This is a genomic window from Pseudomonas sp. WJP1 (assembly GCF_028471945.1).
In the GTDB taxonomy this organism is placed as follows: domain Bacteria; phylum Pseudomonadota; class Gammaproteobacteria; order Pseudomonadales; family Pseudomonadaceae; genus Aquipseudomonas.
The window spans coordinates 1,132,998-1,158,292 of the sequence record NZ_CP110128.1 but is presented as its reverse complement, the minus strand read 5'-3'; the positions used below and the strand labels follow the sequence as shown (position 1 = coordinate 1,158,292).

Here is a 25,295-nt window from a genome sequence, read left to right as displayed (position 1 = left end):
AAATAGACCGGGGCTTTTTGCTTTGCAGCCTCAATCAATCACGCAAATCCGACTCATGAATGGGCTGGTCACGGTGGGTTGCGCGGTGATACTGCGCTGGCCAAATGGCTTTGCGCCCGCCCAGGTCATCGTCGGCATGCAGCGCCCAATAAGGATCACGCAACAGCTCACGAGCGAGGAAGATGATGTCGGCCTGACAGGTGCGCAGGATATGCTCGGCCTGAGCCGGCTCGGTGATCATGCCTACAGTACCGGTGGCGATGCCTGACTCCTTGCGCACACGTTCGGCGAACCGGGTCTGATAACCCGGGCCTGTGGGGATTTCCGCGTTGACTGCCGTGCCGCCCGACGAAACATCGATCAGGTCCACGCCCAGGTCTTTCAGGCGTCGCGCCAGCTCGACGGTTTCATCCGGGTTCCAGCCATCCTCCACCCAGTCGGTGGCGGACACCCGCACGAACAGCGGCAACTCTTCCGGCCAGACCTTGCGCACCGCTTCGGTCACTTGCAGCACCAGGCGGATGCGGTTTTCGAAGGAGCCGCCGTACTGATCACGCCGCTGATTACTCAGGGGCGAAAGAAACTGGTGCAGCAGGTAGCCATGGGCTGCGTGCACTTCGACCACCTTGAAACCGGCCGTGAGTGCGCGCTGCGCTGCGTCGACAAAGGCCTGGATAATCTTGGCGATATCACCGTCATCGAGCTGTTTGGGTTGTGTGTGCTGCGGGTCAAATGCAATTGGTGAAGGGCCGACCGGCTGCCAGCCGCCCTCGTCGATCTTTACGCTGCCATGCTTGCCGAGCCAGGGTCGATAGGTACTGGCCTTGCGCCCGGCGTGGGCCAGCTGGATGCCGGCGACGGCGCCTTGGGCGGCAATGAATCGGGTGATGCGCTGCAGGGGTTCGATCTGTTCATCGTTCCACAGGCCAAGGTCCTGGTCGGTGATACGCCCGTCGGCCGTGACCGCCGTGGCTTCGGTAAAGACCAGTCCCGCGCCGCCGACGGCGCGACTACCGAGGTGGACCAGGTGCCAGTCATTGGCCAGGCCATCGACGCTCGAATACTGGCACATGGGCGATACCGCAATGCGGTTGAGCAGGGTCAATTGACGAAGGGTGTAGGGTTCAAGCAGCAGACTCATGGGGCACCTCTCAAATCAGTGGGCAGGCTCCAGGGTTCTGTTTGAATAGTCGACGAGTGACATGAAAGGGATGCAGCACCCGCCCCCGCGGGCAAAAAATTGACAAGACGTCACAAGGATAATCAAGCAGTGCTTTAGAGCCTAGTCGACATCGGGGGATGGTGGAGGGTTCTGATGAATTCGGTGCCAGGGAGATAGCCATCGCGAGCAGGCTCGCTCCCACAGGGGATTACGCAATCCTGTGGGAGCGAGCCTGCTCGCGATGGACTCAGCGCGGTTCGATGTGGGCAATCATCAGTTGAACCGTCTCGTTGCCACGAAACTCGTTGACGTCGAGTTTGTAAGCCAATTCGACCCACTTGATGGTCGGGTTCGGCCAGACATCACGGTCGATGCCAAAGGCAATGCCATCAAGTTTCAACGAGCCGCATTCGCTTCTCAGCACCACTTTCAAGTGCCGTTCACCCACGACGCGCTGCTCGACCAACTGGAACACCCCATGGAACAGCGGCTCCGGGAAGTGTTGCCCCCAAGGGCCGGCATGGCGCAAAGCACGCGCCAGTTCCAGGTGAAACTCCTCGACAGCCAGGGTACCGTCCGACAGCAATCGCCCGGTCAGGTCTTCTTCGCGCAATTGCCTACGCACTTCAGCGTCGAAAGCTTCGGCGAACAACGGAAAATTCGCCTCCGGCAGCGTCAGGCCAGCGGCCATGGCGTGGCCACCGTATTTGGTGATCAGGTTCGGATGCTGCGCCGCCACCACGCTCAGGGCGTCGCGAATATGAAAGCCCTGGACCGAACGCCCCGAGCCCTTGAGCAAGCCATCGCCTGCATCGGCAAAGGCGATGGTTGGACGGAAATAACGCTCTTTCATGCGCGAGGCCAGGATGCCGATGACGCCCTGGTGCCACTCGGGATCGAACAGGCACAAACCAAACGGCATCGATTCCACCGGCAAATCCTTGAGCTGGGCCAGCGCTTCACGCTGCATGCCCTGCTCGATGGATTTGCGGTCCTGGTTCATCCCGTCCAGTTGCGCCGCCATTTCCCGCGCGAGCGCCGCGTCTTCGGTGAGCAGGCATTCGATGCCCAGGCTCATGTCATCCAGTCGCCCGGCGGCGTTGAGGCGTGGGCCGACAATGAACCCCAGGTCGGTGGAGGTGATGCGCGCATGGTCACGCTTGGCTACTTCGAGAATCGCCTTGATCCCCGGCCGGGCACGTCCGGCGCGTATCCGTTCCAGGCCCTGATGCACCAGGATGCGGTTATTGGCGTCCAGCGGCACCACGTCGGCCACGCTGCCCAACGCCACCAGATCGAGCAGTTCGCCGATGTTCGGCTGCGGCTTGCTGGCGTACCAGCCGAGTTCGCGCAAACGCGCGCGCAGGGCCATCAGCACATAGAAAATCACCCCGACGCCGGCCAGCGCCTTGCTCGGGAACGTGCAACCGGGCTGGTTCGGATTGACGATGGCATCGGCCAGCGGCAGTTCGTCGCCGGGCAAATGGTGGTCGGTAACCAACACGTTGAGCCCGGCCTTTTTCGCCGCGGCCACGCCTTCGACACTGGAAATGCCGTTGTCCACGGTAATCAGCAACTGAGGCTGGCGCTCCAGGGCCACCGCGACGATTTCCGGGGTCAGGCCGTAGCCGTAGTCGAATCGATTGGGCACCAGATAGTCGACATGCGCCGCACCCAGCAGGCGCAAGCCCAGAGTGCCCACGGTACTGGCTGTGGCGCCGTCGGCATCGAAGTCGCCCACGATCAGGATCCGCTGGCGCTGCTCGAGCGCAGTCACCAGCAAATCCACCGCCGCCTCGATGCCCTTGAGCTGCTGGAACGGAATCAGCCGCGCCAGGCTTTTGTCCAGTTCGGCTTCGGATTGCACGCCCCGCGCTGCGTACAGCCGGGTCAACAGCGGTGGAATATCACCGAGAAATGGCAGGGTGTCGGGCAGCAGGCGAGGTTCGATGCGCATGGGGTGACAGGGGCTTCTCTTCAATACGTAGGATTAAACCGGTGAGGCAGCGACTGATCAGCCGCGTTCGCCCAGCAGCCACTGCAACTGGACTTCATGCTGGCCGCGGTCGTCGGTGACGAAAATCGTCCCTTCGCTGATCATCACGTCCCACTTGATCACCCGGGGCATGTCTTTGGCCAGGGTCTCCAGGACTTCCTGAGGGACCGCCGCGATGTTGACGTTTTTCAGGTTCTTGATCGCCGGGATCACCTTGCCTTCCCACACGCGCAGGCTGCCGTAGGCCAGCAGGCTGGTGCGTTCGGTGCGGCGCGAGCACCAGGTCAGGCGATCGGCGTCCGGCTGACCGACTTCGATCCAGTGCAGGACACGGTCATCCAGGCTCTTTTCCCACAACGCTGGTTCATCCACGTCCGACAGGCCACGGCCAAACGACAGCTGCTCGTTGTACCAGAGGGCGTAGGCCAACAGGCGCACGGTCATGCGCTCTTCGGTTTCCGAAGGGTGGCGGGCGATGGTCTGCTTGACGGACTCGTAGACACTGCGATCGAGGTCAGTGAGGTTCAGTTCAAACTTGTAGGTCGTGGACGGCTGGGCCATGAACGGGCTTCTTGATACGTGGAAAGGCGGCAAGTCTAACCGATGCAGCCACCAATCAACGAATAGAAGGCGATCTCCCTTGGGCGCCTGACAGTCGGCTATGTTAAAACTCTGTACTCGCTCAACCTTTGTCCTACAGGAACCCGCATGCCGTCCTCTGCCAAACCGCTCTCAGGTCTGAAAGTCATCGAATTGGGTACCTTGATCGCCGGCCCGTTCGCCTCGCGCATTTGCGCTGAATTCGGTGCCGATGTGGTCAAGGTCGAGTCGCCGGACGGTGGCGATCCTTTGCGCAAATGGCGCAAGTTGTACGAGGGCACCTCGCTGTGGTGGTTCGTCCAGGCACGCAATAAAAAGTCGCTGACGCTGAACCTCAAGCACCCGGATGGCCTGGCGATCCTGAAAAAACTGCTCGGTGAAGCAGACATCCTGATCGAGAACTTCCGCCCCGGCGTGCTGGAAAAACTCGGCCTGGGCTGGGACGTCCTGCATGCCTTGAATCCCAAGCTGGTCATGGTGCGGCTCTCGGGCTTCGGCCAGACCGGCCCGATGAAAGATCAACCCGGGTTTGGCGCAGTCGGCGAATCCATGGGCGGCCTGCGCTACATCACCGGGTTTGAGGACCGGCCACCGGTGCGCACCGGGATTTCCATCGGCGACTCGATCGCCGCGCTGTGGGGCGTGATCGGTGCCCTGATGGCCCTGCGTCACCGCGAGGTCAATGGCGGTGAGGGGCAAGTGGTGGACGTGGCGCTGTACGAGGCGATCTTCGCCATGATGGAAAGCATGGTGCCGGAGTTCGACGTGTTCGGCTTCATCCGTGAACGTACCGGCAACATCATGCCGGGCATCACGCCCTCCTCGATCCACACCAGTGCCGATGGCAAGCACGTGCAGATCGGCGCCAATGGCGATGCGATCTTCAAGCGTTTCATGCTGATCATCGGCCGGGAGGACCTGGCCAACGATCCGCTGCTGGCCAGCAACGACGGCCGGGACAGCCGTCGCGACGAAATCTACGGGGTCATCGATCGCTGGGTCAATTCGCTGCCCCTGGACACCGTCATCGAGCGCTTGAACCAGGCTGACGTACCGGCCAGCCGGATCTTCAGCGCCGAGGACATGTTCAGCGATCCTCAGTACCTGGCCCGGGAAATGTTCCTGCAGGCCAAACTGCCCGATGGCAAGGACTTCAAGATGCCGGGGATCGTGCCGAAACTCTCAGAGACACCCGGTGATTGCGAATGGGTCGGGCCGCAACTGGGTGAGCACAACGCCCAGGTACTCCAGGAACTTGGCTATGACGCGTCGCAGATCACACAGCTGCGCAAAGACGGGGCCATCTGAGCTCAAGCGTCTGTTTGCGCGATTCATCACGCCCGGCCTGTTGCTGGACGGGCGGCGGCTATTGTTGGCCGGGCGGCGCTTGGGCGCGTTGGCGAGCCTGGCCCTGATCATTGCGTTGGCCTCGCCGGTGTCGGCGCAGCCCAAGGAAACCCTGGTCTGGCTGAAACGCGATCTTCCGCCGCTGTTCATTTTCGACGGTCCGGAGAAAGGCCAGGGGGTCATCGATCAATTGCTCCGGCAACTGATCGCCGGCATGCCGCAGTACCGGCACAGTGTGTTGAAGGTCAATCGTGCCCGTGGCCTGCAAAAGCTTCACGAACCGTCCCTCACCTGCGATGCGGCACTGAACTGGAGCAAGGAGCGCGAAAGCTGGATCGCATTTTCCCTGCCGGTCTTTCGCGCCATGAGCAATGGCCTGGCAGTGCAGAGCAAAGATCGGGAGGTGCTGGCGCCGTTCCTCAAGGATGGGGAGGTGGACCTGGCCGCCTTGTTGGCCACCGGCAACGTGACACTGGGCATTGTTGCCGAACGCAACTATGGCGAATACCTCGACGCCCTGCTCAAACAGGCACCGGGCAAGGCCCTGACGCTCCATTACGGCAACGACGCCTTGGGCAGCCTGCTGCAAATGCAACGCCTGGGACGCCTGCAATTGCTGTTGGGCTATCGCCCGGAAATTCGCTATCAGGCCCGGCAACAGGGGATCGCCGAAGATGAACTGCAGTTCTACCCGATACGCGGCACCGGCAAATACCTGTCCGGCTACATCGGCTGCACCAACACGCCCCAGGGCCGCCAGGCGATCATCGAGATCAACCAACTGCTGCGTGCCCTGCCCCGGGATCACCTGAGCGAGGCGTATGCCGGGTGGCTCGATCCGCAAAGCCGCAGCGACTACCTGCAAGCGGCCAAAGAATTTTTCGAGCACCAGGACGGCTACTGACAATGGCCGGGCAAAAAGAAACCCCGAGAAGTGGGGAGACATCTCGGGGTTAAACGTGGTCTTACAAAGACCCGTAACAGCAAGCGACAATCACCGGAGCACAATGCTTGCTCCTGCTGTTAATGGGTCTGACTGATTCGGATGCAGGAAGGTTCCCACAATCGACAATTCAATTTCGACTGGCCAGCAACTTGTCCTGCGCCGCATTGCGCAACGCGGCGATTACACAGGGTTCCAGGCGTCCCTCGGCAATCAGCACATCACGGTGCAAACCGTCGACGACATCCGTCAGCTGACGCTTGTCGGTCAACTGCGCCTGGTTGAACGCGCGATCGACCACGATGGCGCCGATTTCATTCTTCAAGGTCACCCGGCATTCGCCATGCATGCCTGACGGGGTCAACGTCACCTGGTACGGGCTCAGGGCCTCACCGAGCAAGAGACTGATACTTTCCATCCGATCACCACTCAATAGTCCGAAAACAAAGTGCCTGGGGCGTGTGTACAGTAAATGACCGCTGGCCCGAGTAGAAAGTTCTGGGGATGAACCTGCGTCTCTGGTCGATAGAGCATGCACGGCGAAGATGACAGGGAAAAAACAACCGCATCACGTCCGTCCGGTTCGTCGGCCGATAGATAGCCATTGGGATCGCTATTGGCAAATGCGGCCTGCAAAAACAACAAAGCCCGTCAGGAGACGGGCTTTGTTGTGTGACCGGGTTTGCCTGTTACAAAGGCTTACCGCGGTTGCCATGCTGGCTGACGAAGGCCTGCACAGCCTTGAGGTCATTCGGCAAGACGGTGCAGCGCTCGTCTCTTTCGAACAAATCAGACAGATGTGCAGGGAGCTCGAGGGCTTTTCCTACACCGGCTTTTTCCACGGCGTCCGGGAATTTGACCGGATGGGCCGTGCCCAGGATCACCATCGGGATATCCAGGCTGCGGCGGCATTCCCGTGCGGCCTTGACGCCGATCGCGGTGTGCGGGTCCAGCACTTCGCCGGTCTGTTCAAAGACTTCGGCGATGGTTTCGCAGGTTTGCGCATCGTCCACGGCCAGCGAGTCGAACAGTTTGCGCGCTTCGGTCCAGCGCTCTTGCTCGACGCTGAAACCGCCGCCCTGCTTGAAGCTGTCCATCAGCCCGGCAATCGCCGCGCCGTTGCGACCGTGCAGGTCGAACAGCAGGCGTTCGAAGTTCGAAGACACCATGATGTCCATCGACGGCGACAGGGTCGCGTGCAGGGTTTCCTTGACGTACTGGTTGCCGCTCATGAAGCGGTGCAGGATGTCGTTGCGGTTGGTGGCAACGATCAACTGGTTGATCGGCAGGCCCATGTTGCGCGCCAGGTAACCGGCGAAGATGTCGCCGAAGTTGCCGGTTGGCACCGAGAACGCTACCGAACGCGCCGGACCGCCCAGCTGCAGGGCCGCGTGGAAGTAGTAGACGATCTGGGCCATGATCCGCGCCCAGTTGATCGAGTTCACCGCCACCAGGCGTGTGCCCTTGAGGAAGCCCTGGTCGGCGAAGCTCGCCTTGACCATTTCCTGGCAGTCATCGAAGTTGCCTTCGATGGCGATGTTGTGGATGTTCTCGCCGAAAATGGTCGTCATCTGGCGACGCTGCACTTCGGACACACGGTTGTGCGGGTGCAGGATGAAGATGTCGACGTTTTCGCAGTGCTTGCAGCCTTCGATGGCCGCCGAGCCGGTATCGCCGGACGTGGCGCCGACGATCACCACGCGCTCGCCGCGCTTTTCCAGCACGTAGTCGAGCAGGCGACCGAGCAGTTGCAGGGCGAAGTCCTTGAACGCCAGGGTCGGGCCGTGGAACAGCTCCAGCACCCATTCGTTGCCGTTCAGCTGACGCAGCGGCGCGACGGCGCTGTGGGCAAACACGCCGTAGGTTTCTTCAAGGATCTTTTTGAAATCGGCATCCGGAATGCTGCCGGTGACGAACGGGCGCATAACGCGAAACGCCAGCTCGTGATACGGCAGGCCGGCCCAGGAAGCGATTTCTTCCTGGGTGAAACGTGGCAGGTTTTCCGGGACGTACAGACCGCCGTCGGTGGCAAGACCTGCCAGCAGGACGTCTTCGAAATTCAGGGCCGGTGCCTGGCCGCGGGTACTGATGTAACGCATGACTGACTCCATTGGGACAGTGTTCGCAATGCCGGGCGCCGCTCACGGCGCCCGGTAATCGATAACGACTTAGTTCAGGTGCTCGACGCGGATCCGTACAACCGGACCGACCACACCCGCCAAGGCTTCCAAAGCGGCGATGGCGTCGTTGATACGCTGCTCCACCACACGGTGGGTCAGCAGGATCATCGGTACCAGGCCATCGTGCTCCTCGGCTTCCTTCTGCATGATCGACTCGATGTTGATGCCACGCTCGGACAGGATGCTGCCCACCTGGGCCAGGACGCCCGGATGATCCTTGGCCTGGATCCGCAGGTAGTACGCGCTTTCGCAGGCTTCGATCGGCAGGATCGGGTGCGCCGACAGCGAATCCGGCTGGAAGGCCAGGTGCGGTACGCGGTTTTCCGGGTCCGAGGTCATGGCGCGAACCACGTCGACCAGGTCGGCGATCACCGACGAAGCAGTCGGTTCCATGCCGGCACCCGCACCGTAGAACAAGGTCGAACCGGCGGCGTCGCCGTTGACCATCACCGCGTTCATCACGCCGTTGACGTTGGCGATCAGGCGATCGGCCGGGATCAGCGTCGGGTGCACGCGCAGTTCGATACCGGCCGCGGTGCTGCGCGCCACGCCCAGGTGCTTGATGCGGTAACCCAGCGCTTCGGCGTAGTTCACGTCAGCGGTGGTCAGCTTGGTGATCCCTTCGGTGTAGGCCTTGTCGAACTGCAGCGGGATGCCGAAGGCAATCGACGCCAGGATCGTCAGCTTGTGCGCCGCATCGATACCTTCGACGTCGAAGGTCGGGTCGGCTTCGGCGTAGCCCAGGGCTTGCGCTTCGGCCAGCACGTCTTCGAAGGTCCGGCCTTTCTCGCGCATCTCGGTGAGAATGAAGTTGCCGGTGCCGTTGATGATGCCGGCCACCCAGTTGATGCGGTTGGCGGACAGGCCTTCACGGATCGCCTTGATCACCGGGATGCCGCCGGCCACGGCCGCTTCGAACGCAACGATCACGCCCTTCTCGCGCGCCTTGGCGAAAATTTCATTACCGTGAACGGCGATAAGCGCCTTGTTCGCGGTGACCACATGCTTGCCATTCTCGATGGCCTTGAGTACCAGCTCGCGGGCAACGGTGTAGCCGCCCATCAGCTCTATGACGATGTCGATCTCAGGGTTCGTGGCCACTTCGAAGACATCGGTGGTAATCGCAATACCGGTCGTTTGGAACTGAGGCTTTGGCGTGCGCATGGCAATTTGTGCCACTTCGATTCCACGCCCGGCACGACGAGCAATTTCCTCGGCGTTGCGCTGAAGTACGTTGAAGGTACCGCCACCGACGGTCCCTAACCCACAGATGCCTACTTTGACCGGTTTCACTGTGAACTCCCCATAAAACGGCCGACTCGAGGCCGGCCGTGAAAACAGCCGCATGCTCGCGGCTCACTATTGATGGCCCGACTGAGCTGCCGTCGGACCACACTCGTCAAAGGCTGACTCGTATTACTTTGCGCTCAGCGCCAGTTTGGCGACTTGTGGCGCCGGCTGGTAGCCCGGAATGACCTGGCCGTCCGCCAAAACGATGGCCGGTGTGCCGTTCACGCCGATCGACTGGCCGAGGGCGAACTGCTTGGACACCGGGTTATCGCACTTGGCGGCCTTGATTTCCTTGCCGTCGACCATCTTGTCCATGGCCGCTTTCTTGTCCTTGGAGCACCAGACCGCCTGCAGTTGCTCGTCACCCGGCGAACCCAGGCCCTGGCGCGGAAACGCGACGTAGCGCACTTCGATGCCGCGCTTGTTCAGCTCAGGCACTTCGGCGTGCAGTTTATGGCAATACGGACAGGTGGTGTCGGTGAACACGGTGATGTGCGACTTGGTTTCACCAATGGCCGGGTACACCACGGTTTCCGCGACAGGGATGGCGTTGACCAGTTTGGAGACGCCCAGGCGTTCGGTCTTCTCGGTCAGGTTGACCGGTTTGCCGTCCTTGAGATCGAACAGGTAGCCCTGGACCACGTACTGGCCGTCGGCGCTGGCGTACAGCACGCGGCTGCCCTTGAGCTTGACTTCATACAGGCCCGGCAGCGGGCTGGCGGAGATGCTTTCTACCGGTACTTCGAGCTGGAGGTTTTCCAGGCTTTTACGAATGGCTTTATCGGCCGCGTCATCGGCGACGGCAAAGGTGCTGACCAACGCAATGGCGGCGGCGGCGAAAATCTGGGTCAGACGCATGAGAACTCCTGAAGGCGGACAAATGGGACGCTCAGAACGCCCGTGCCGAAACACCGGGTCATAAACGCCCATCGTGCAAACCGGCAAAGCCTACCACATAAGGTCCGTGTGGCCGAATGCGCCTGTCGCAAGACATTTTCGGGCGACACTCATCCCTTGTGGGAGCGAGCCTGCTCGCGATAGCTTTCTATCTGTCACATCAATGTTGGATGTGCCACCGTCTTCGCGAGCAGGCTCGCTCCCACAGAGGAACCCCGTCAGCCGCGGGGGTGGTGTTTGGCGTGCAGGTCCTGCAATCGCGCCCGGGCGACGTGGGTGTAGATCTGCGTGGTCGACAGGTCGCTGTGGCCGAGCAGCATCTGCACCACCCGCAAATCAGCGCCATGGTTGAGCAAATGCGTGGCAAAGGCATGGCGCAAGGTATGCGGCGACAGCGACTTGCCGATCCCCGCGACCTTGGCCTGGTGCTTGATCCGGTGCCAGAACGTCTGGCGGGTCATCTGCTCGCCGCGCTGGCTGGGGAACAACACGTCGCTGGGCCGCCCGCCGAGCAATTCGCCACGACCATCGCGCAGATAGCGTTCGACCCAGACGATCGCCTCCTCGCCCATCGGTACCAGCCGCTCCTTGCTCCCCTTGCCCATCACCCGCAACACGCCCTGGCGCAGATTGACCTGCTCCAGCGACAGGCTGATCAATTCCGTCACCCGCAGGCCACAGGCATAGAGCACTTCGAGCATGGCCCGGTCGCGCTGGCCGATGGCTTCGCTTAAATCCGGTGCTTTGAGCAAGGCTTCGACGTCAGCTTCCGACAGGGATTTAGGCAAGGGCCTGCCCAACTGCGGCATGTCCACGCGCAAGGTCGGATCGACGGCGATCAGCTTTTCCCGCAACAGATAGCGATAAAAGCCGCGCACACCCGAAAGAAATCGCGCCGTGGAGCGGGGTTTGTAGTTCTGTTCCAGCCGCCAGGCCAGGTGATCGAGGATCAATTCACGTCCGGCATTGACCAATTCCAGGCCCTTCTCCTGCAGCCAGCCATTGAACAGGGCCAGGTCGCTGCGATAAGCATCGCGGGTGTTGTCGGAAAGGCCTTTTTCCAGCCACAGCGCGTCGAGGAATTGGTCTATCAGTGGATGATCGATAGCAGGCATGGTCGCTCTAGACACGCGGCCCCGGGACAGCGTGCGAAAAAAGGGTGAACGGAAAAATGGCCGCTAGTCTTTCATAGCCGGCTACTTCAAGGAACAGGAGCTTCAATGAACGAACAGCAAATTCTGTTGGCGATTGGCGGCATCGGAGCGGCGGCGTTGGGCTGCCAGTGGCTGGCGTGGCGCCTGAAATTGCCGGCGATCCTTTTCCTGTTGCTGACCGGGATTCTGGTCGGGCCGATCCTCGGATGGCTCGACCCGCAGGTGATGTTCGGACCGCTGCTGATGCCGCTGGTGTCGCTGGCGGTGGCGCTGATTCTGTTTGAAGGCAGCCTGACGCTGCATTTGTCGGAATGGCGTGAGATCGGCAGCGTGGTGCATCGACTGGTCACCCTCGGCGCGCTCGCGACTTGGGTGGTCATCGCGGTCGCGACCCATTACCTGCTGGATTTTGACTGGCTGCTCGCCATTCTCTTCGGCAGCCTCACGCTGGTCACCGGCCCCACGGTGATCGTGCCGATGCTGCGCGTGGTGCGGCCAAAAGCCTCGATTGCCAACATCCTGCGCTGGGAAGGCATTGTCATCGACCCGATTGGCGCCCTGCTCGCCGTGGTGGTCTACAGCTTCATCATCGCCAGCGCGGCGGGTGAAGGCCTGAGCCATAGCCTGCTGACCTTCGGCGGTGTGATTGTGTGTGGCAGCGTGTTCGGCATAGCCGGTGGCTGGGTGCTCGGCATGATTATCCGGCGTCAGTGGCTGCCAGAATACCTGCACAACCTGGCCGCGCTGGCCTCGGTGCTGGGGATTTTCATCAGCGCCAATGCTGTGATGCACGAGTCCGGCCTGCTGGCCGTGACCTTGATGGGCATGTGGCTGGCCAATATGAAGGGCGTGGATGTACGGCACATCCTGCACTTCAAGGAAAACCTCAGCGTACTGCTCATTTCGGGCTTGTTCATTTTGTTGGCGGCGCGCCTGGACCTGAACGCCATGATCGGCCTTGGGCCGCTGGTGCTGATTCTGCTGCTGATCATCCAGTTCATCGCCCGCCCCTTGAACGTGATGCTCTCTACCGCCGGCTCGAATTTGAGCTGGCGCGAACGGGCGCTGCTGTCATGGATAGCCCCCCGGGGGATCGTCGCGGCGGCCGTGTCAGCGATTTTCGCGATTCGCCTGCATGAGGCCGGCCACCAGGGTGCCTTGCTGCTGGTGCCACTGACCTTTGCCGTGATCATCGGCACCGTGGTGCTGCAAAGTGCCACGGCGCGGCCACTAGCGCGCTTGCTCAAAGTGGCTGAACCGGCGCCCAGCGGCTTCCTGATCGTCGGTGCCAACGGTCCGGCGCGAAGCCTGGGCAAGGCCTTGCAGCAATTGGGCAGTCGCGTGCTCCTGACAGACTCGAGCTGGGAAAACATTCGGGCGGCGCGCATGGAGGGTTTGCCGACGTACTTCGGCAATCCGGCATCGCAGCATGCTGACGCGCACCTGGACCTGGTCGGGCTGGGGCATTTGCTGACGCTGTCGCCGTCCGGCGAACTGAACACGCTGGCGTCGATGCGCTTTCGGCATGACTTTGGGCATCAACGCCTGTTTGGACTGGCCAGTGGCCAGGAGAGCCGACGCACCGACAAGCATCGCGCCAGCCATGAGCATCGAGGACGTTTGCTGGGCAACGAGGAATTGACCTACCTCAAGCTGGCCAACCAACTGCATCAGGGGGCTGAGTTGTACAGCACGCACCTGACCGAGGGCTTTGGCTGGGAAGATTATCAGGCGCTGCATGGCGAACGTGCGACGCTGCTGTTTGCCCGTGATGACAGTGGCTGGGTGCATGTGGTGACGCCGGACAGTGCGGTCAAGCCTGCGGCGGGGTGGACGTTGCTGGCGTTGATCCAGCCGCAGGTCAGCGACGCTGCATGAATCGAATCGCGAGCAGGCTGGCTTCCACAATGATCCTGGGTAAATCGCAGGCAACAAAAAAGCAGCCCGTAGGCTGCTTTTTTCTGCATCGGAAGCTGGACTTAAGCCAGTTTTTCCTTGATGCGAGCTGCTTTACCCGACAGGTCACGCAGGTAGTACAGCTTGGCTTTACGTACGTCACCGCGACGCTTGACAGCCATGCTGTCGATTTGCGGGGAGTAGGTCTGGAAAGTACGCTCTACGCCAACACCGTTGGAGATCTTACGCACGGTGAATGCACTGTTTACGCCGCGGTTACGCTTGGCGATTACAACGCCTTCGAACGCTTGCAGACGCGAACGGTCGCCTTCCTTCACTTTCACCTGAACGACAATGGTGTCGCCCGGGGCAAAGGTAGGGATCTCTTTGGTCATCTGCTCTGCTTCGAGTGCAAGGATGATTTTGTTAGTCATGCTGTGCTCCTAAGGTAAATCGTCGGATCTACCATCGATACGTTGTTAACTATCGTCCCGCTCGCGGATGTATTCCTCGAGCAGCTTCTTCTCTTCTCCAGAAAGCGAGCGGCTTTCCAGAAGATCGACGCGTCGTTCAAAGGTCCGACCAAGGGACTGCTTTAAACGCCAACGCCGGATGTGCGCGTGATTGCCACTTAGCAATACGTCGGGAACACGCTGATCCGCATACACCTCCGGTCGGGTGTAGTGCGGGCAATCCAGCAAACCATCCGTAAAGGAATCTTCCTCGGCGGAGTCCGCATGCCCTAAAGCTCCAGGCAGCAGTCGTGTAACCGCGTCGATCAGGACCATCGCCGGCAGCTCGCCGCCAGACAGTACATAGTCGCCAATCGACCACTCTTCATCGACATGAGCATCAATAAAACGCTCGTCAATGCCTTCATAGCGGCCGGCAATCAGGATCAATGCATCCAGATTCGCCAACTCGCGTACCGCCGACTGAGTCAGTTGACGGCCTTGGGGGGACAGGTAAATCACCTTCGCTCCCTCCCCGGCGACTGCCTTGGCCTCAACCAGAGCATCTTCCAGGGGCTTGATCTTCATCACCATGCCCGGACCACCGCCAAAAGGGCGATCATCCACAGTGTGATGTCGATCCGTCGTGTAGTCTCGCGGATTCCAACAGGTAATCTGCAACAGCCCCTGTTTCACCGCCCGACTGGTGATGCCGTACTCGCTGATGGCGGAGAACATCTCGGGAAACAAACTGATCACTTCTACGCGCAAGTTAGCCACGCTTAGAAATCCGCATCCCAATCCACCTTCATCTCGCCCGCGACCAGGTCGATGGCCAACACGCATTGCTCGGTATAGGGCAACAGGCGTTCGCGATCATCCAGGCTGCCAGCGCAAGGCTTGACCACCATTACATCATTCGAGCCGGTCTCCAGCAGGTGATCGATCTTCCCGAACAGTTGTCCGAGGGTGTCGATGACCTTGAGACCTTCCAGCTGGTACCAGTAGTACTCGCCGTCGGTCAGTTCAGGGAACAGGTTGCGCGGCACGCAGATCTCATAACCGGCCAGAAGACGAGCTTCTTCACGATCATCGAGACCCTTGAGCTTTGCGACCAGGAACTTGTCGTTCCCGCGTCCGCTGACCAGCTCTACCTGCTTTACATTGCCGTCACGCTTGAGCGTCCAGGTTTTGTAATCCAGCAGGTTCTTAATCGGATCAGTAAAGGAATACACCTTCACTTCGCCGCGAACGCCGTGAACCGAGTAAATCTTGCCGATAACGATCAAATCATCAGCAGCAGCTGGCGTCGCGTTCATATTGCTCAGGCCGCAGCCTTAGCAGATTCCTTCAACAACTGAGCAACGCGCTCAGAAGGTTGTGCACCAACGCTCAGCCAGTAGGCTACGCGCTCTTGGTTCACGGACAGACGAACTTCCTGACCACGAGCAACAGGGTTGAAGAAACCAACCTGTTCTTTGTGGGAACCGTCACGCGGGTTGCGGGAGTCGGTTACGGTCAGGTGGTAAAACGGGCGCTTTTTGGAGCCGCCAAGGGCAAGACGGATTGTTAGCATGTGAACATCGTTCCTGTAGTCGGTGCTGCAAATCTAAAGGCACAGCGGGCATAGGTGCCCGAAAGGCCGCATATTCTAAGGAATATCCGGACTTTTGCAAATGACTTTTTCCGGCGGCCTTTCGGCTGCCATCCAGATTTGCTATAGAGCCGTCGGTGAAAACGGCCAGTCAGCTCCCGCCAAGTGCGGGTTTGCTGTGAATCCCACGTCCGTGTGGGCTGCGCAAGAGCAAGCCCTTGCGCGAATTCTTTACATTTTTGGCATGCCGCCGCCGGGCAACATACCGCCCATGCCGCGCATCATCTTGGCCATTCCGCCTTTGGCGGAGAATTTCTTCATCATCTTCTGCATCTGCTTGTGCTGCTTGATCAAGCGACCGATGTCCTGCACCTGGGTGCCGGAGCCCATGGCGATACGACGCTTGCGCGAACCGCTGATCAGCTCAGGGTCGCGGCGCTCGGCCGGGGTCATGGAGTTGATGATGGCTTCCATCTGCTTGAACTGTTTCTCTGCCGCGCTCTGGGCGTTGCCCATCTGCGCCAGGTTCACACCGCCCATGTTCGGCAGCTTGTCCATGAGGCCGCCGAGGCCGCCCATGTTCTTCATCTGTTGCAGCTGGTCACGGAAGTCTTCGAGGTCGAAGCCCTTGCCCTTCTTCAGCTTCTTGGCCAGCTTATCGGCCTTGTCCTTGTCGAGGGTCGCTTCCGCCTGCTCGATGAGGCTGAGCACGTCACCCATGCCGAGGATGCGCGAGGCGATACGCTCAGGGTGGAACGGGTCGAGCGCTTCGCTCTTCTCGCCCATACCGATGAACTTGATCGGCTTGCCGGTGATGGCACGTACCGACAGGGCAGCACCGCCGCGGGCGTCGCCGTCGACCTTGGTCAGGATCACGCCAGTCAGTGGCAGCGCATCGCCAAAGGCCTTGGCCGTGTTGGCGGCATCCTGGCCGGTCATGGCGTCGACCACGAACAATGTTTCGACCGGGTTGATCGCGGCATGCAGCGCCTTGATCTCGCCCATCATCTCTTCATCGATGTGCAGGCGACCGGCGGTATCGACGATGACCACGTCGATGAATTTGAGTTTCGCTTCCTTAATAGCCGCTTGCGCGATCGCGACCGGCTTCTGGCTCAGGTCGGACGGGAAGAAGGTAACGCCGACTTCACCGGCGAGCATTTCCAGCTGCTTGATCGCCGCTGGACGGTAAACGTCCGCGGACACGACCATGACCGACTTTTTCTTGCGCTCTTTAAGGAAGCGCGCCAGTTTGCCGGCGGTGGTGGTTTTACCAGCACCCTGCAAACCGGCCATCAGGATGACCGCTGGCGGCACGGCGCTCAGGTTCAGGTCTTCGTTGGCGGCGCCCATCAGGCTTTCGAGTTCGGCCTGGACGATCTTCACGAAGGCCTGGCCCGGCGTCAGGCTGCGCGACACCTCGGTGCCGACAGCGCGTTCCTTGACCGAATTGACGAAGTCCTTGACCACCGGCAGGGCGACGTCGGCTTCGAGCAACGCCATGCGCACTTCGCGCAGGGTGTCTTTGATGTTGTCTTCGGTCAGCTTGGCCTTGCCGGTGACGTGGCGCAGCGTCTGCGAGAGACGGTCGGTTAAGTTTTCAAACATTGCGCGATCCTTTCAGGCCCTGTGTAGACCGGGATAATGGCGGCCCAGACCGGACTAAACGTGTGCTCGGCGAGCCTGCGGCGTGGGCAGGTCGCGGATTATAGCGAAGACTGCGTCTGGCGGACACCTCGCACTTTCGTGTCGCGTGGGTTCTATGCCAAACTCAGCGCCTTTCGGGCTTGCCTAACAGGACTTATGCTCCCCTTGTCACCCAGTTTGCTTGCTACCCTCGCCGCCGCCTGCTTATACGCCGCTGCGACTTTCTATCAAGGCACTCGCCTGGCCACCGGCGCCAAGGCCAACAAGCGCCTGCTGGTTACGCTCGGCGTGCTGGCGGTGCTGGCCCACAGCGCCAGCCTTGTCACCCACCTGCTGACGCCGATTGGCCTGGGCCTGGATTTTTTCAGCGCCGCCAGCCTGATTGCCGCCGCGGTCATCGCCCTGACGCTTCTGGCCTGCTCACGAATACCGGTGGAGAACCTGCTGCTCCTGCTGTTCCCCCTGGGCGCGTTGACCGCGCTGCTGGCGCAGTTCGCCCCCGCCGGCACCGTGCAGATCATCGACGAAGCACCCGGCATTCTCGCCCACATCCTTCTGTCGATCCTCGCCTACGGCATGTTCACCATCGCCGTGTTCCAGTCGTTGTTGCTGCTGCTCCAGGATCATCAACTCAAGCACAAGCACCCGTCGGGGCTGATCAAGAACTTCCCGCCGCTGCAAACCATGGAAAGCCTGCTGTTCGGCTTCCTTTGGGCCGGCTGGACGCTGCTGTCACTGTCGCTGATCTCCGGCTGGCTGTTCGTCGACAACCTGTTCGCCCAGCACCTGGTGCACAAGACCTTGCTGGCCTGCCTGGCCTGGATCGTCTTCAGCGTGCTGCTCTGGGGCCGCAACCGCCTTGGCTGGCGCGGTCACAAGGCCATCCGCTGGACCCTGGCCGGTTTCTGCCTGTTGATGCTGGCGTATTTCGGCAGCAAGCTGGTTCGTGAATACATCCTGCACATCTGACGGGCGGCAATAATGGACGACTTGCCCATAGGGCCGATGCTTGCAGTAGTGGCCTTGCTGATCTTGTGGTCGGGCCTGTTTACTGCCATAGAAGCCGCGCAGCAGCACTTGCTGGCCCAGCGTACAGCCTCGCGCGCCAGCGACAAACCGCTGGCCCGGTTGAGCTTCCCCCTGGTCAGCCTGATTTTCTGCAATACCCTGTGCCGCGCACTGGTGCTGGTCATCTGCACCTTGCTGGCGATTTTCACCTGGGCCGAAAACGGCCCGTGGCTGGCGTGCCTGGGCGCGGGTGCCCTGCTGTTGATCCTGGCCGACTACCTGCCCCGCGCCCTCGCAGCTCGTCATCCGGACGCGATCCTCGCCTTGGGCAACAACTTGTTGCCCATACCCCTGAAGCTTATTTACCCGGCGGCATGGCTTCTCAACGCCATCAGCCAATTGCTGATGCGCCCGTTTGCCCGCAAAGCCAACGTCGTGCAACAGAGCGAAGACGAGCCAGTGCCGCTGCGGCACGACCCTCACGGCCATCACGAGCATGCCGTCAGCCGCACGCACGCGCTGCCGGGCATCCATGCGCTGGACAACATCACGGTCAACGACATCCTGGTGCCACGCAGCGAAGTCGACGGGATCAACCTCGACGACCCAATCGAAGAGATCATCGAGCAACTGCGCCACAACCAGCGCACGCGCCTGCCGGTGTTCCACAGCGACATCAACCAGGTCGAAGCAGTGCTCAATACCCGGCAGATCGCCCATTTGCTCCCCGACGGCAGCCTGACCCTGGAAGCATTGCTGGCAGCCTGTCGCGAACCCTATTTCGTCCCTGAAAGCACCCCGTTGCAATTGCAACTGCTGAACTTCCACAAGCAACAGCGGCGTCTGGGCATGGTGGTCGACGAATACGGCGAGGTGCTGGGCATCGTCACCCTGGAAGACATTCTCGAAGAAATCGTCGGCGAATTCGAAAGCCAGCAAAGCCAGGACAACCCGCATATCCATCCACAGGCCGATGGGCGCCTGGTGATCGACGGCGCCGCCTCGATCCGCGACCTGAACAAGAGCCTGGGCTGGCACCTGCCCAGCGACGGCCCGAAAACCCTGAACGGCCTGGTGACCGAAGCGCTGGAAACTATCCCGGACTGTCCGGTATGCCTGAAAATCGGCCGCTATCGCCTGGAAATCCTCGAGACCGAGGACAATCGTGTTACCCGGGTGCTGATTTGGCATACCAACCCGTCGCCCGCTGCGTTACCCATCCGCTAGATTTGCACTTGTTGAATCGTTAGCCACCTTCCTATAATCGAGCCGCTTACCCAAGCCTCGCCGCCCCGTGCTTACCCCGCACACCGCAAGTTCCATGCAACGGGCGCCGGGTGATGCTGAACACCAGCCAGTCGATGCACTCCGACACGGCAAATGCCGTGGCGCTGGCCAGGGCAATGGAGGGATCAGAGGTGATATAGGACAACACCAGCGCCGCCAGCATCGCCGCGATCGCACCGTGACCGAAGCGGGTCTGCACCATGTCGCGCAACACGAACACCAGGCCGCCCCAGGCCGACCAGATGATGTCCAGGTCCGGGGCGGTGGAGAAGGCGTAGTTGATCAGCACGACGCTGCTGATATAGGCGATCAGAAAGAGCATGGAAGTACCTGTCAAATTTCGCACAGGATACTGTAGGAGCGAGCCTGCTCGCGATGGTCGTTAACGATAACGCGGGGAATCTGGTTCCCCGCGGTGTTCTTGAGTCCATCGCGAGCAGGCTCGCTCCTACGATGGCCATACCTCAGTTCTTCGGCTTTGCTCCAATCATCCACACCAACCCACTGGCCTTGGCCCGCTCATGGCACAACCCCAACACGGTGCGGCGCTCGTCGTTGGTCATGCGGCTCCAGCGGGTGATTTCCTCAACCGTGCGCTGACAGCCCGTGCAAATGTCATCGTCGTCCAGTGCGCAAATATTCACGCAGGGCGATGCCACCGGGCGTTCTGGAGTGTTCATTCTTCCTGCTCTGCCAGGTCGCGGGCATACCGCTGTGAGTTATGCACATAGTGGGCGGCGCTGGCTTCCAGCATCTTTTTCTGCTGTTCGGTCAGCTCGCGTACTACCTTGCCGGGCGAACCCATGACCAACGAACCATCCGGAATTTCCTTGCCTTCGCCGATCAACGAATTGGCGCCGATGATGCAGTTCTTGCCGATTTTCGCGCCGTTGAGGATCACCGCATTGATACCGATGAGGCTGTAGTCACCCACGGTGCAGCCGTGCAGCATGGCGTTGTGGCCGATGGTCACGCCGGTACCGATGGTGAGCGGGTAACCCATGTCGGTATGCATCACGGTGCCATCCTGGACGTTGCTGTTCTTGCCGATCAGGATCAGCTCGTTGTCGCCCCGCAGCACGGCGTTGAACCAGACGTTGGCGCCCTCTTCCAGCTTGACCCTGCCCACCAGCACGGCATTGGGAGCGACCCAGCTCTGTGGATGGGTCTCGACACGGGCGTCGCCCAGGCGGTATTTCATCTTGTTGTCCTCAGGGCTCAGGCAGCGGCGTGTTCAGGCCATTCGAGTGATGGCTTCAGGTATTGATAAAGCTTTTAGGCGGTAAGTGCAGGCTGATTTTCGCGTCATAGAGCAGATTGATCAACTCCACGATCATGATCGCCGTCAGGCCCCAGATCTTGAATTCGCCATAGCGATAGCTCGGCACGTACCAACTGCGTCCCTGGTAATCGATACGATGGGTATGCTCGCGCGGGTCCTTGCGGAAGAACTCCAGGGGCACACTGAACACGGCGGCGATCTCGGCATCGTTGGCCCGGTACTGGACAAAATCCGGAATCACCCCGACATAAGGCGTGACCTTGATGCCGTGCAGGGAGATCAACGGGCTCAGCGGGCCGATCACTTCGACCAGGCCCGGTGGCAGGCCGATCTCTTCTTCGGCTTCGCGCAGGGCGGTAAATACCAGGTCGGGGTCTTCGGGGTCGCGGCGACCACCGGGGAAGGCGACTTCGCCACCATGGGTCGACAGCCCGCTGGCGCGCAAGGTCAATACCAGCTCCGGCTCGTCACTGCGAGTGATCGGTACCAGGACGGCAGCCTCTGGGAAACGTCGGTCGGTCTCCAACGTGCGCGGTGTGTGGTGACTTACCCGATGCAGTAGCTCGTCCAGCATGAGTGTTCTCGATCAGTGCCTTACCCTGCATCATGCACCAATCGCTTCGGTCGCCCAACCCCCCGGACAGTGGCATGTCGCGAAACGACAACTTGCCGACAGCCACCGCCGCACGCCAAGATAGGCGCAGCATTCAGGAACCCAAGCATGAAATTTTGCAGTCAGTGCGGCAACCCGGTGACCCAACGCATTCCCGAGGGCGATTCGCGCCTGCGTTTTGTCTGCGACAGCTGTCACACCGTTCACTACCAGAACCCCAACATCGTCGCCGGCTGCGTGGCGACCTGGGGCACCCAGGTCCTGTTGTGCCGCCGCGCCATCGAGCCGCGCCGTGGTTACTGGACCCTGCCCGCCGGCTTCATGGAAAACGGTGAGACCATCGAGCAGGCGGCCATTCGCGAGACCGCCGAGGAAGCCTGTGCGCGAGTACGCAACCTGAGCATCTATACGCTGATCGATGTACCGCACATCAGTCAGGTGCATGTGTTCTTCCGCGCCGAGCTGGCGGACCTGGATTTTGCCGCCGGTGTAGAGAGCCTGGAAGTGCAACTATTCGACGAAGCCGACATTCCTTGGGACGAGCTGGCTTTCCGCACGGTGGGCCGTACCTTAGAATGCTTCTTCGCTGACCGGCGGACCGAGGTCTACCCCGTGCGGTCCGAATCGATCCCGCCGCTGGTTCAGCCTGTCATCACTTGATGTCATCTTGGTATCATCGCCAGGCGCGCAAAGATCGTCCGAACTCGGCCCGGACCTTCGGCAGCGCCTGCAAAAACACCTATAAATAGATATATGGTCGCGACACCTCCTGGGGAATCGTTTCAATGCGCTGGTTGCTTGCCCTGTTCTGCTTGTCGTTCGTCACGGTGTCCCAGGCTACTGCCATGGAGCCCCTGGACGGCAAGGTCATCGAGAAAATCCTGGTTCTCAAGTCTGCCCATCAATTGCAATTGATCAATGACGGCAAGCCGGTCAAGACCTATCGCATTTCCCTGGGCAAACGGCCCCTAGGGCCAAAGCTGATGGAAGGCGACAAACGCACGCCAGAAGGTTTCTACTGGATCGACTGGCGCAAGGTCAGCGATAAATTCAACCTGGCGATGCACATTTCCTACCCGAACATCACCGATTCCGCGCGCTCACGGCGTGAAGGTGTCGATCCCGGCGGCATGATCATGATCCACGGCACCCCGGACACCGAAGAAAACCCCGAGCACCTGTTCCACACCCTGGACTGGACTGACGGTTGCATTGCCATGCGCAACATGGACATGCGCGAAATCTGGAACCTGGTGCCGGACGGCACGATGATCGAGATTCGTCCTTAATATGATCGTTGAGCGTTCCCATGCCTTGGGAACGCTACGCTGCCTGCAACAGGCAGATGCACACTACCTGTCCCGATCCTGAACGCTCCCCGAATATCCCCTCCCCCATTGAAACCACCAGAGGCCTGCCCCATCTAAGACCCATACCCCATTGTGCAGGTGCCCCATGAGCGACCAGCAAGCATTCCCCGAAGACCCCAGCGAATACGCCGACCCGGAAAACGCCGAACACCACACCCCAGGCAAGGGGCTTGCCCTGCCCGGCCAGAACCTGCCGGACAAGGTCTACATCATCCCGATTCACAACCGCCCCTTCTTCCCGGCCCAGGTCCTGCCGGTCATCGTCAATGAAGAGCCCTGGGCGGAAACCCTCGACCTGGTCGCCAAATCCGAGCATCACTCCCTGGCCCTGTTCTACATGGACACGCCACAGGAAGACCCGCGCCATTTTGATACCTCGGCCCTGCCGCTGTACGGCACCCTGGTCAAGGTGCACCACGCCAGTCGCGAAAACGGCAAACTGCAATTCGTCGCCCAGGGCCTGACCCGTGTGCGCCTCAAGACCTGGCTCAAGCACCATCGCCCGCCGTACCTGGTGGAAGTCGAATACCCGCACCAGCCCACCGAGCCGACCGACGAGGTCAAGGCCTACGGCATGGCGCTGATCAATGCGATCAAGGAACTGCTGCCGCTCAATCCGCTGTACAGCGAAGAGCTGAAGAACTACCTCAACCGCTTCAGCCCCAACGATCCATCGCCGTTGACCGACTTTGCCGCCGCACTGACGTCGGCCACCGGCAGCGAACTGCAGGAAGTGCTCGACTGCGTGCCCATGCTCAAGCGCATGGAAAAAGTCCTGCCGATGCTGCGCAAGGAGGTCGAGGTCGCGCGCCTGCAAAAAGAGATTTCCGCCGAAGTTAACCGCAAGATCGGTGAGCATCAGCGCGAATTCTTCCTCAAGGAGCAGCTCAAGGTCATCCAGCAGGAGCTGGGGCTGACCAAGGACGACCGCAGCGCCGACATCGAACAATTCGAGCAACGGCTGACCGGCAAGGTGTTGCCGTCGCAGGCGCAGAAGCGCATCGAAGAAGAGATGAACAAGCTGTCGATCCTCGAGACCGGTTCGCCGGAGTACGCGGTCACGCGTAACTACCTCGACTGGGCGACATCGGTGCCCTGGGGCGTGTACGGCGAGGACAAACTCGACCTCAAGCACGCGCGCAAGGTACTGGACAACCACCATGCAGGCCTCGACGACATCAAGGACCGCATCCTCGAATTCCTCGCGGTGGGTGCCTACAAGGGCGAAATCAGCGGCTCCATCGTGCTGCTGGTAGGGCCGCCGGGCGTGGGTAAAACCAGCGTCGGCAAATCCATCGCCGAATCCCTCGGCCGGCCGTTCTACCGCTTCAGCCTCGGCGGCATGCGTGACGAAGCCGAAATCAAGGGCCACCGCCGTACCTACATTGGCGCGATGCCGGGCAAACTCGTGCAAGCGCTGAAAGACGTCGAAGTGATGAACCCGGTGATCATGCTCGACGAAATCGACAAGATGGGGCAAAGCTATCAAGGCGACCCGGCGTCGGCGCTGTTGGAAACCCTTGATCCGGAGCAGAACGTCGAATTCCTCGACCATTACCTGGACCTGCGCCTGGACCTGTCCAAAGTGCTGTTCGTCTGCACCGCCAACACCCTGGATTCGATTCCCGGCCCCTTGCTGGACCGGATGGAAGTGATTCGCCTGTCGGGTTACATCACCGAAGAAAAAGTCGCCATCGCCAAACGCCACCTGTGGCCGAAGCAACTGGAAAAGGCCGGCGTGTCAAAAGGCAGCCTGAGCATCAGCGACAGCGCGTTGAAGACGCTGATCGACGGTTACGCCCGTGAAGCCGGGGTCCGTCAGCTGGAGAAAAACCTCGGAAAACTGGTGCGCAAAGCCGTAGTTAAGCTGCTCGACGATCCAGAAGCAGTGATCAAGATTGGTCCAAAAGACCTCGAATCGTCGCTGGGCAAGCCCGTGTTCCGTAACGAGCAAGTACTGTCCGGCACCGGAGTGATCACAGGTCTGGCGTGGACCAGCATGGGTGGCGCGACCCTGCCGATCGAAGCCACGCGCATACATACCCTCAATCGCGGCTTCAAGCTCACCGGGCAACTGGGCGACGTGATGAAAGAGTCTGCGGAAATTGCCTACAGCTACGTCAGTTCCAACCTGAAGTCGTTTGGCGGTGATCCGAAATTCTTCGACGAAGCGTTCGTGCACTTGCACGTACCGGAAGGCGCCACCCCGAAAGACGGCCCGAGCGCCGGCGTAACCATGGCCAGCGCCCTGCTGTCCCTGGCACGCAACCAGCCGCCGAAAAAAGGTGTGGCCATGACGGGCGAGCTGACGTTGACCGGGCATGTACTGCCGATTGGCGGGGTGCGTGAGAAGGTGATTGCGGCGCGGAGGCAGAAGATTTTCGAATTGATCTTGCCGGAGCCTAACCGTGGAAGCTTCGAAGAATTGCCGGATTATCTGAAGGAAGGGATTACCGTGCACTTTGCCAAGCGCTTTGCGGATGTGGCAAAAGTTTTGTTTTAAGCGGATATAGCGCAACACCGACATGGCCAGACAAGTTGTCTGGCCATTGTCATATTCACGCCTGACAACATACA

24 protein-coding genes and 1 pseudogene are annotated in these 25,295 nt (G+C 60.5%); 8 read left to right on the top strand and 17 right to left on the bottom strand.

What is annotated here, in order from left to right:
• Nucleotides 1–34 precede the first annotated feature (34 nt).
• From OH720_RS05200 to OH720_RS05190, 3 genes are all read right to left on the bottom strand, one after another.
• Nucleotides 35–1,141: an NADH:flavin oxidoreductase/NADH oxidase gene (locus OH720_RS05200; protein WP_272604796.1), complete on the bottom strand. Its 1,107-nt coding sequence runs from the start codon at nt 1,139–1,141 to the stop codon at nt 35–37.
• Nucleotides 1,142–1,409: 268 nt separating this feature from the next.
• Nucleotides 1,410–3,119, bottom strand: coding sequence for a single-stranded-DNA-specific exonuclease RecJ (gene recJ / locus OH720_RS05195; protein WP_272604795.1), 1,710 nt, complete (start codon nt 3,117–3,119; stop codon nt 1,410–1,412).
• A gap of 57 nt (nt 3,120–3,176) precedes the next feature.
• Entirely contained in the window at nt 3,177–3,719 is a 543-nt protein-coding gene (locus OH720_RS05190; protein ID WP_008057823.1) for a YaeQ family protein, read from the bottom strand.
• A 147-nt stretch (nt 3,720–3,866) separates the two neighbouring features.
• Between OH720_RS05190 and OH720_RS05185 the strand changes: the two genes are divergently transcribed.
• Together OH720_RS05185 and OH720_RS05180 are read left to right on the top strand one after the other, a co-directional pair.
• Nucleotides 3,867–5,066, top strand: coding sequence for a CaiB/BaiF CoA transferase family protein (locus OH720_RS05185; RefSeq protein WP_272604794.1), 1,200 nt, complete (start codon nt 3,867–3,869; stop codon nt 5,064–5,066).
• Complete coding sequence (locus OH720_RS05180; RefSeq protein ID WP_272604793.1) at nt 5,020–6,009, top strand: TIGR02285 family protein; 990 nt, start codon at nt 5,020–5,022, stop codon at nt 6,007–6,009. Before OH720_RS05185 ends, OH720_RS05180 begins: the two co-directional genes overlap by 47 nt.
• A gap of 169 nt (nt 6,010–6,178) precedes the next feature.
• Here OH720_RS05180 and OH720_RS05175 read toward each other — a convergent pair whose 3' ends face one another.
• The 5 genes from OH720_RS05175 to xerD all read right to left on the bottom strand — a co-directional run bounded on the left by OH720_RS05175 (nt 6,179) and on the right by xerD (nt 11,530).
• A complete protein-coding gene (locus tag OH720_RS05175; protein ID WP_008057818.1) occupies nt 6,179–6,466 on the bottom strand; it encodes a DUF3509 domain-containing protein in 288 nt (95 codons plus the stop codon).
• 271 nt (nt 6,467–6,737) lie between these two features.
• Nucleotides 6,738–8,147: a threonine synthase gene (gene thrC / locus OH720_RS05170; RefSeq protein ID WP_008057816.1), complete on the bottom strand. Its 1,410-nt coding sequence runs from the start codon at nt 8,145–8,147 to the stop codon at nt 6,738–6,740.
• A gap of 69 nt (nt 8,148–8,216) precedes the next feature.
• A complete protein-coding gene (locus OH720_RS05165; RefSeq protein ID WP_180205890.1) occupies nt 8,217–9,521 on the bottom strand; it encodes a homoserine dehydrogenase in 1,305 nt (434 codons plus the stop codon).
• Between the two features lie 123 nt (nt 9,522–9,644).
• On the bottom strand, nt 9,645–10,376 hold the full coding sequence (gene dsbC / locus OH720_RS05160; protein WP_180205889.1) for a bifunctional protein-disulfide isomerase/oxidoreductase DsbC: 732 nt from the start codon (nt 10,374–10,376) through the stop codon (nt 9,645–9,647).
• 257 nt (nt 10,377–10,633) lie between these two features.
• Entirely contained in the window at nt 10,634–11,530 is an 897-nt protein-coding gene (gene xerD, locus OH720_RS05155) for a site-specific tyrosine recombinase XerD (RefSeq protein ID WP_272604792.1), read from the bottom strand.
• Between the two features lie 105 nt (nt 11,531–11,635).
• On the opposite strand from xerD, the gene OH720_RS05150 reads away from it, so the two are divergent.
• On the top strand, nt 11,636–13,447 hold the full coding sequence (locus tag OH720_RS05150) for a cation:proton antiporter (protein ID WP_272604791.1): 1,812 nt from the start codon (nt 11,636–11,638) through the stop codon (nt 13,445–13,447).
• Between the two features lie 101 nt (nt 13,448–13,548).
• Here OH720_RS05150 and rplS read toward each other — a convergent pair whose 3' ends face one another.
• From rplS to ffh, 5 genes are all read right to left on the bottom strand, one after another.
• Nucleotides 13,549–13,899, bottom strand: coding sequence for a 50S ribosomal protein L19 (gene rplS / locus OH720_RS05145; protein WP_003175895.1), 351 nt, complete (start codon nt 13,897–13,899; stop codon nt 13,549–13,551).
• A gap of 45 nt (nt 13,900–13,944) precedes the next feature.
• Nucleotides 13,945–14,655, bottom strand: coding sequence for a tRNA (guanosine(37)-N1)-methyltransferase TrmD (trmD, locus tag OH720_RS05140; RefSeq protein WP_272606400.1), 711 nt, complete (start codon nt 14,653–14,655; stop codon nt 13,945–13,947).
• Nucleotides 14,656–14,699: 44 nt separating this feature from the next.
• Nucleotides 14,700–15,236 (bottom strand): ribosome maturation factor RimM, encoded by a 537-nt coding sequence (gene rimM, locus OH720_RS05135; protein WP_008057803.1) that lies wholly within the window; start codon nt 15,234–15,236, stop codon nt 14,700–14,702.
• Between the two features lie 5 nt (nt 15,237–15,241).
• Nucleotides 15,242–15,493, bottom strand: a complete 252-nt coding sequence (gene rpsP / locus OH720_RS05130) for a 30S ribosomal protein S16 (protein WP_003198088.1) — start codon at nt 15,491–15,493, stop codon at nt 15,242–15,244.
• A 249-nt stretch (nt 15,494–15,742) separates the two neighbouring features.
• Nucleotides 15,743–17,119 carry a signal recognition particle protein gene (ffh, locus tag OH720_RS05125; protein WP_008057801.1) on the bottom strand — a complete coding sequence of 459 codons (1,377 nt, stop codon included), beginning with the start codon at nt 17,117–17,119 and terminating at the stop codon, nt 15,743–15,745.
• 195 nt (nt 17,120–17,314) lie between these two features.
• On the opposite strand from ffh, the gene OH720_RS05120 reads away from it, so the two are divergent.
• Together OH720_RS05120 and OH720_RS05115 are read left to right on the top strand one after the other, a co-directional pair.
• Nucleotides 17,315–18,127 (top strand): cytochrome C assembly family protein, encoded by an 813-nt coding sequence (locus OH720_RS05120; protein WP_032831493.1) that lies wholly within the window; start codon nt 17,315–17,317, stop codon nt 18,125–18,127.
• Between the two features lie 12 nt (nt 18,128–18,139).
• A complete protein-coding gene (locus tag OH720_RS05115; RefSeq protein ID WP_272604790.1) occupies nt 18,140–19,393 on the top strand; it encodes a transporter associated domain-containing protein in 1,254 nt (417 codons plus the stop codon).
• A 94-nt stretch (nt 19,394–19,487) separates the two neighbouring features.
• On the opposite strand, the pseudogene OH720_RS05110 reads toward OH720_RS05115, so the two are convergent.
• The 4 genes and pseudogenes from OH720_RS05110 to OH720_RS05095 all read right to left on the bottom strand — a co-directional run.
• Nucleotides 19,488–19,775, bottom strand: a pseudogene (locus tag OH720_RS05110) (preQ0 transporter); the annotation flags it as partial.
• A 142-nt stretch (nt 19,776–19,917) separates the two neighbouring features.
• Nucleotides 19,918–20,133 carry a DUF1289 domain-containing protein gene (locus OH720_RS05105; RefSeq protein ID WP_272604789.1) on the bottom strand — a complete coding sequence of 72 codons (216 nt, stop codon included), beginning with the start codon at nt 20,131–20,133 and terminating at the stop codon, nt 19,918–19,920.
• Nucleotides 20,130–20,654 (bottom strand): gamma carbonic anhydrase family protein, encoded by a 525-nt coding sequence (locus tag OH720_RS05100; RefSeq protein WP_272604788.1) that lies wholly within the window; start codon nt 20,652–20,654, stop codon nt 20,130–20,132. Before OH720_RS05100 ends, OH720_RS05105 begins: the two co-directional genes overlap by 4 nt.
• A 55-nt stretch (nt 20,655–20,709) precedes the next feature.
• On the bottom strand, nt 20,710–21,309 hold the full coding sequence (locus OH720_RS05095; protein WP_008057788.1) for a CoA pyrophosphatase: 600 nt from the start codon (nt 21,307–21,309) through the stop codon (nt 20,710–20,712).
• A gap of 147 nt (nt 21,310–21,456) precedes the next feature.
• Here OH720_RS05095 and OH720_RS05090 point away from each other — a divergent pair, with 147 nt between their 5' ends.
• The 3 genes from OH720_RS05090 (at nt 21,457) to lon (ending at nt 25,221) form a co-directional block, all read left to right on the top strand.
• Nucleotides 21,457–22,008: an NUDIX hydrolase gene (locus OH720_RS05090; protein WP_272604787.1), complete on the top strand. Its 552-nt coding sequence runs from the start codon at nt 21,457–21,459 to the stop codon at nt 22,006–22,008.
• Between the two features lie 125 nt (nt 22,009–22,133).
• On the top strand, nt 22,134–22,637 hold the full coding sequence (locus OH720_RS05085) for a L,D-transpeptidase family protein (protein ID WP_008057785.1): 504 nt from the start codon (nt 22,134–22,136) through the stop codon (nt 22,635–22,637).
• 166 nt (nt 22,638–22,803) lie between these two features.
• Nucleotides 22,804–25,221, top strand: coding sequence for an endopeptidase La (lon, locus tag OH720_RS05080; RefSeq protein WP_272604786.1), 2,418 nt, complete (start codon nt 22,804–22,806; stop codon nt 25,219–25,221).
• The last annotated feature ends 74 nt before the right edge of the window (nt 25,222–25,295 follow it).

Bases quoted from the DNA above. Each gene is read 5' to 3' on its own strand.
- OH720_RS05200 (WP_272604796.1), bottom strand. From the start codon at position 1,141: ATGAGTCTGCTGCTTGAACCCTACACCCTTCGTCAATTGACCCTGCTC.
- recJ (WP_272604795.1), bottom strand. From the start codon at position 3,119: ATGCGCATCGAACCTCGCCTGCTGCCCGACACCCTGCCATTTCTCGGT.
- OH720_RS05190 (WP_008057823.1), bottom strand. From the start codon at position 3,719: ATGGCCCAGCCGTCCACGACCTACAAGTTTGAACTGAACCTCACTGAC.
- OH720_RS05185 (WP_272604794.1), top strand. From the start codon at position 3,867: ATGCCGTCCTCTGCCAAACCGCTCTCAGGTCTGAAAGTCATCGAATTG.
- OH720_RS05180 (WP_272604793.1), top strand. From the start codon at position 5,020: ATGACGCGTCGCAGATCACACAGCTGCGCAAAGACGGGGCCATCTGAG.
- OH720_RS05175 (WP_008057818.1), bottom strand. From the start codon at position 6,466: ATGGAAAGTATCAGTCTCTTGCTCGGTGAGGCCCTGAGCCCGTACCAG.
- thrC (WP_008057816.1), bottom strand. From the start codon at position 8,147: ATGCGTTACATCAGTACCCGCGGCCAGGCACCGGCCCTGAATTTCGAA.
- dsbC (WP_180205889.1), bottom strand. From the start codon at position 10,376: ATGCGTCTGACCCAGATTTTCGCCGCCGCCGCCATTGCGTTGGTCAGC.
- xerD (WP_272604792.1), bottom strand. From the start codon at position 11,530: ATGCCTGCTATCGATCATCCACTGATAGACCAATTCCTCGACGCGCTG.
- OH720_RS05150 (WP_272604791.1), top strand. From the start codon at position 11,636: ATGAACGAACAGCAAATTCTGTTGGCGATTGGCGGCATCGGAGCGGCG.
- rplS (WP_003175895.1), bottom strand. From the start codon at position 13,899: ATGACTAACAAAATCATCCTTGCACTCGAAGCAGAGCAGATGACCAAA.
- trmD (WP_272606400.1), bottom strand. From the start codon at position 14,655: ATGTTCTCCGCCATCAGCGAGTACGGCATCACCAGTCGGGCGGTGAAA.
- rimM (WP_008057803.1), bottom strand. From the start codon at position 15,236: ATGAACGCGACGCCAGCTGCTGCTGATGATTTGATCGTTATCGGCAAG.
- rpsP (WP_003198088.1), bottom strand. From the start codon at position 15,493: ATGCTAACAATCCGTCTTGCCCTTGGCGGCTCCAAAAAGCGCCCGTTT.
- ffh (WP_008057801.1), bottom strand. From the start codon at position 17,119: ATGTTTGAAAACTTAACCGACCGTCTCTCGCAGACGCTGCGCCACGTC.
- OH720_RS05120 (WP_032831493.1), top strand. From the start codon at position 17,315: ATGCTCCCCTTGTCACCCAGTTTGCTTGCTACCCTCGCCGCCGCCTGC.
- OH720_RS05115 (WP_272604790.1), top strand. From the start codon at position 18,140: ATGGACGACTTGCCCATAGGGCCGATGCTTGCAGTAGTGGCCTTGCTG.
- OH720_RS05105 (WP_272604789.1), bottom strand. From the start codon at position 20,133: ATGAACACTCCAGAACGCCCGGTGGCATCGCCCTGCGTGAATATTTGC.
- OH720_RS05100 (WP_272604788.1), bottom strand. From the start codon at position 20,654: ATGAAATACCGCCTGGGCGACGCCCGTGTCGAGACCCATCCACAGAGC.
- OH720_RS05095 (WP_008057788.1), bottom strand. From the start codon at position 21,309: ATGCTGGACGAGCTACTGCATCGGGTAAGTCACCACACACCGCGCACG.
- OH720_RS05090 (WP_272604787.1), top strand. From the start codon at position 21,457: ATGAAATTTTGCAGTCAGTGCGGCAACCCGGTGACCCAACGCATTCCC.
- OH720_RS05085 (WP_008057785.1), top strand. From the start codon at position 22,134: ATGCGCTGGTTGCTTGCCCTGTTCTGCTTGTCGTTCGTCACGGTGTCC.
- lon (WP_272604786.1), top strand. From the start codon at position 22,804: ATGAGCGACCAGCAAGCATTCCCCGAAGACCCCAGCGAATACGCCGAC.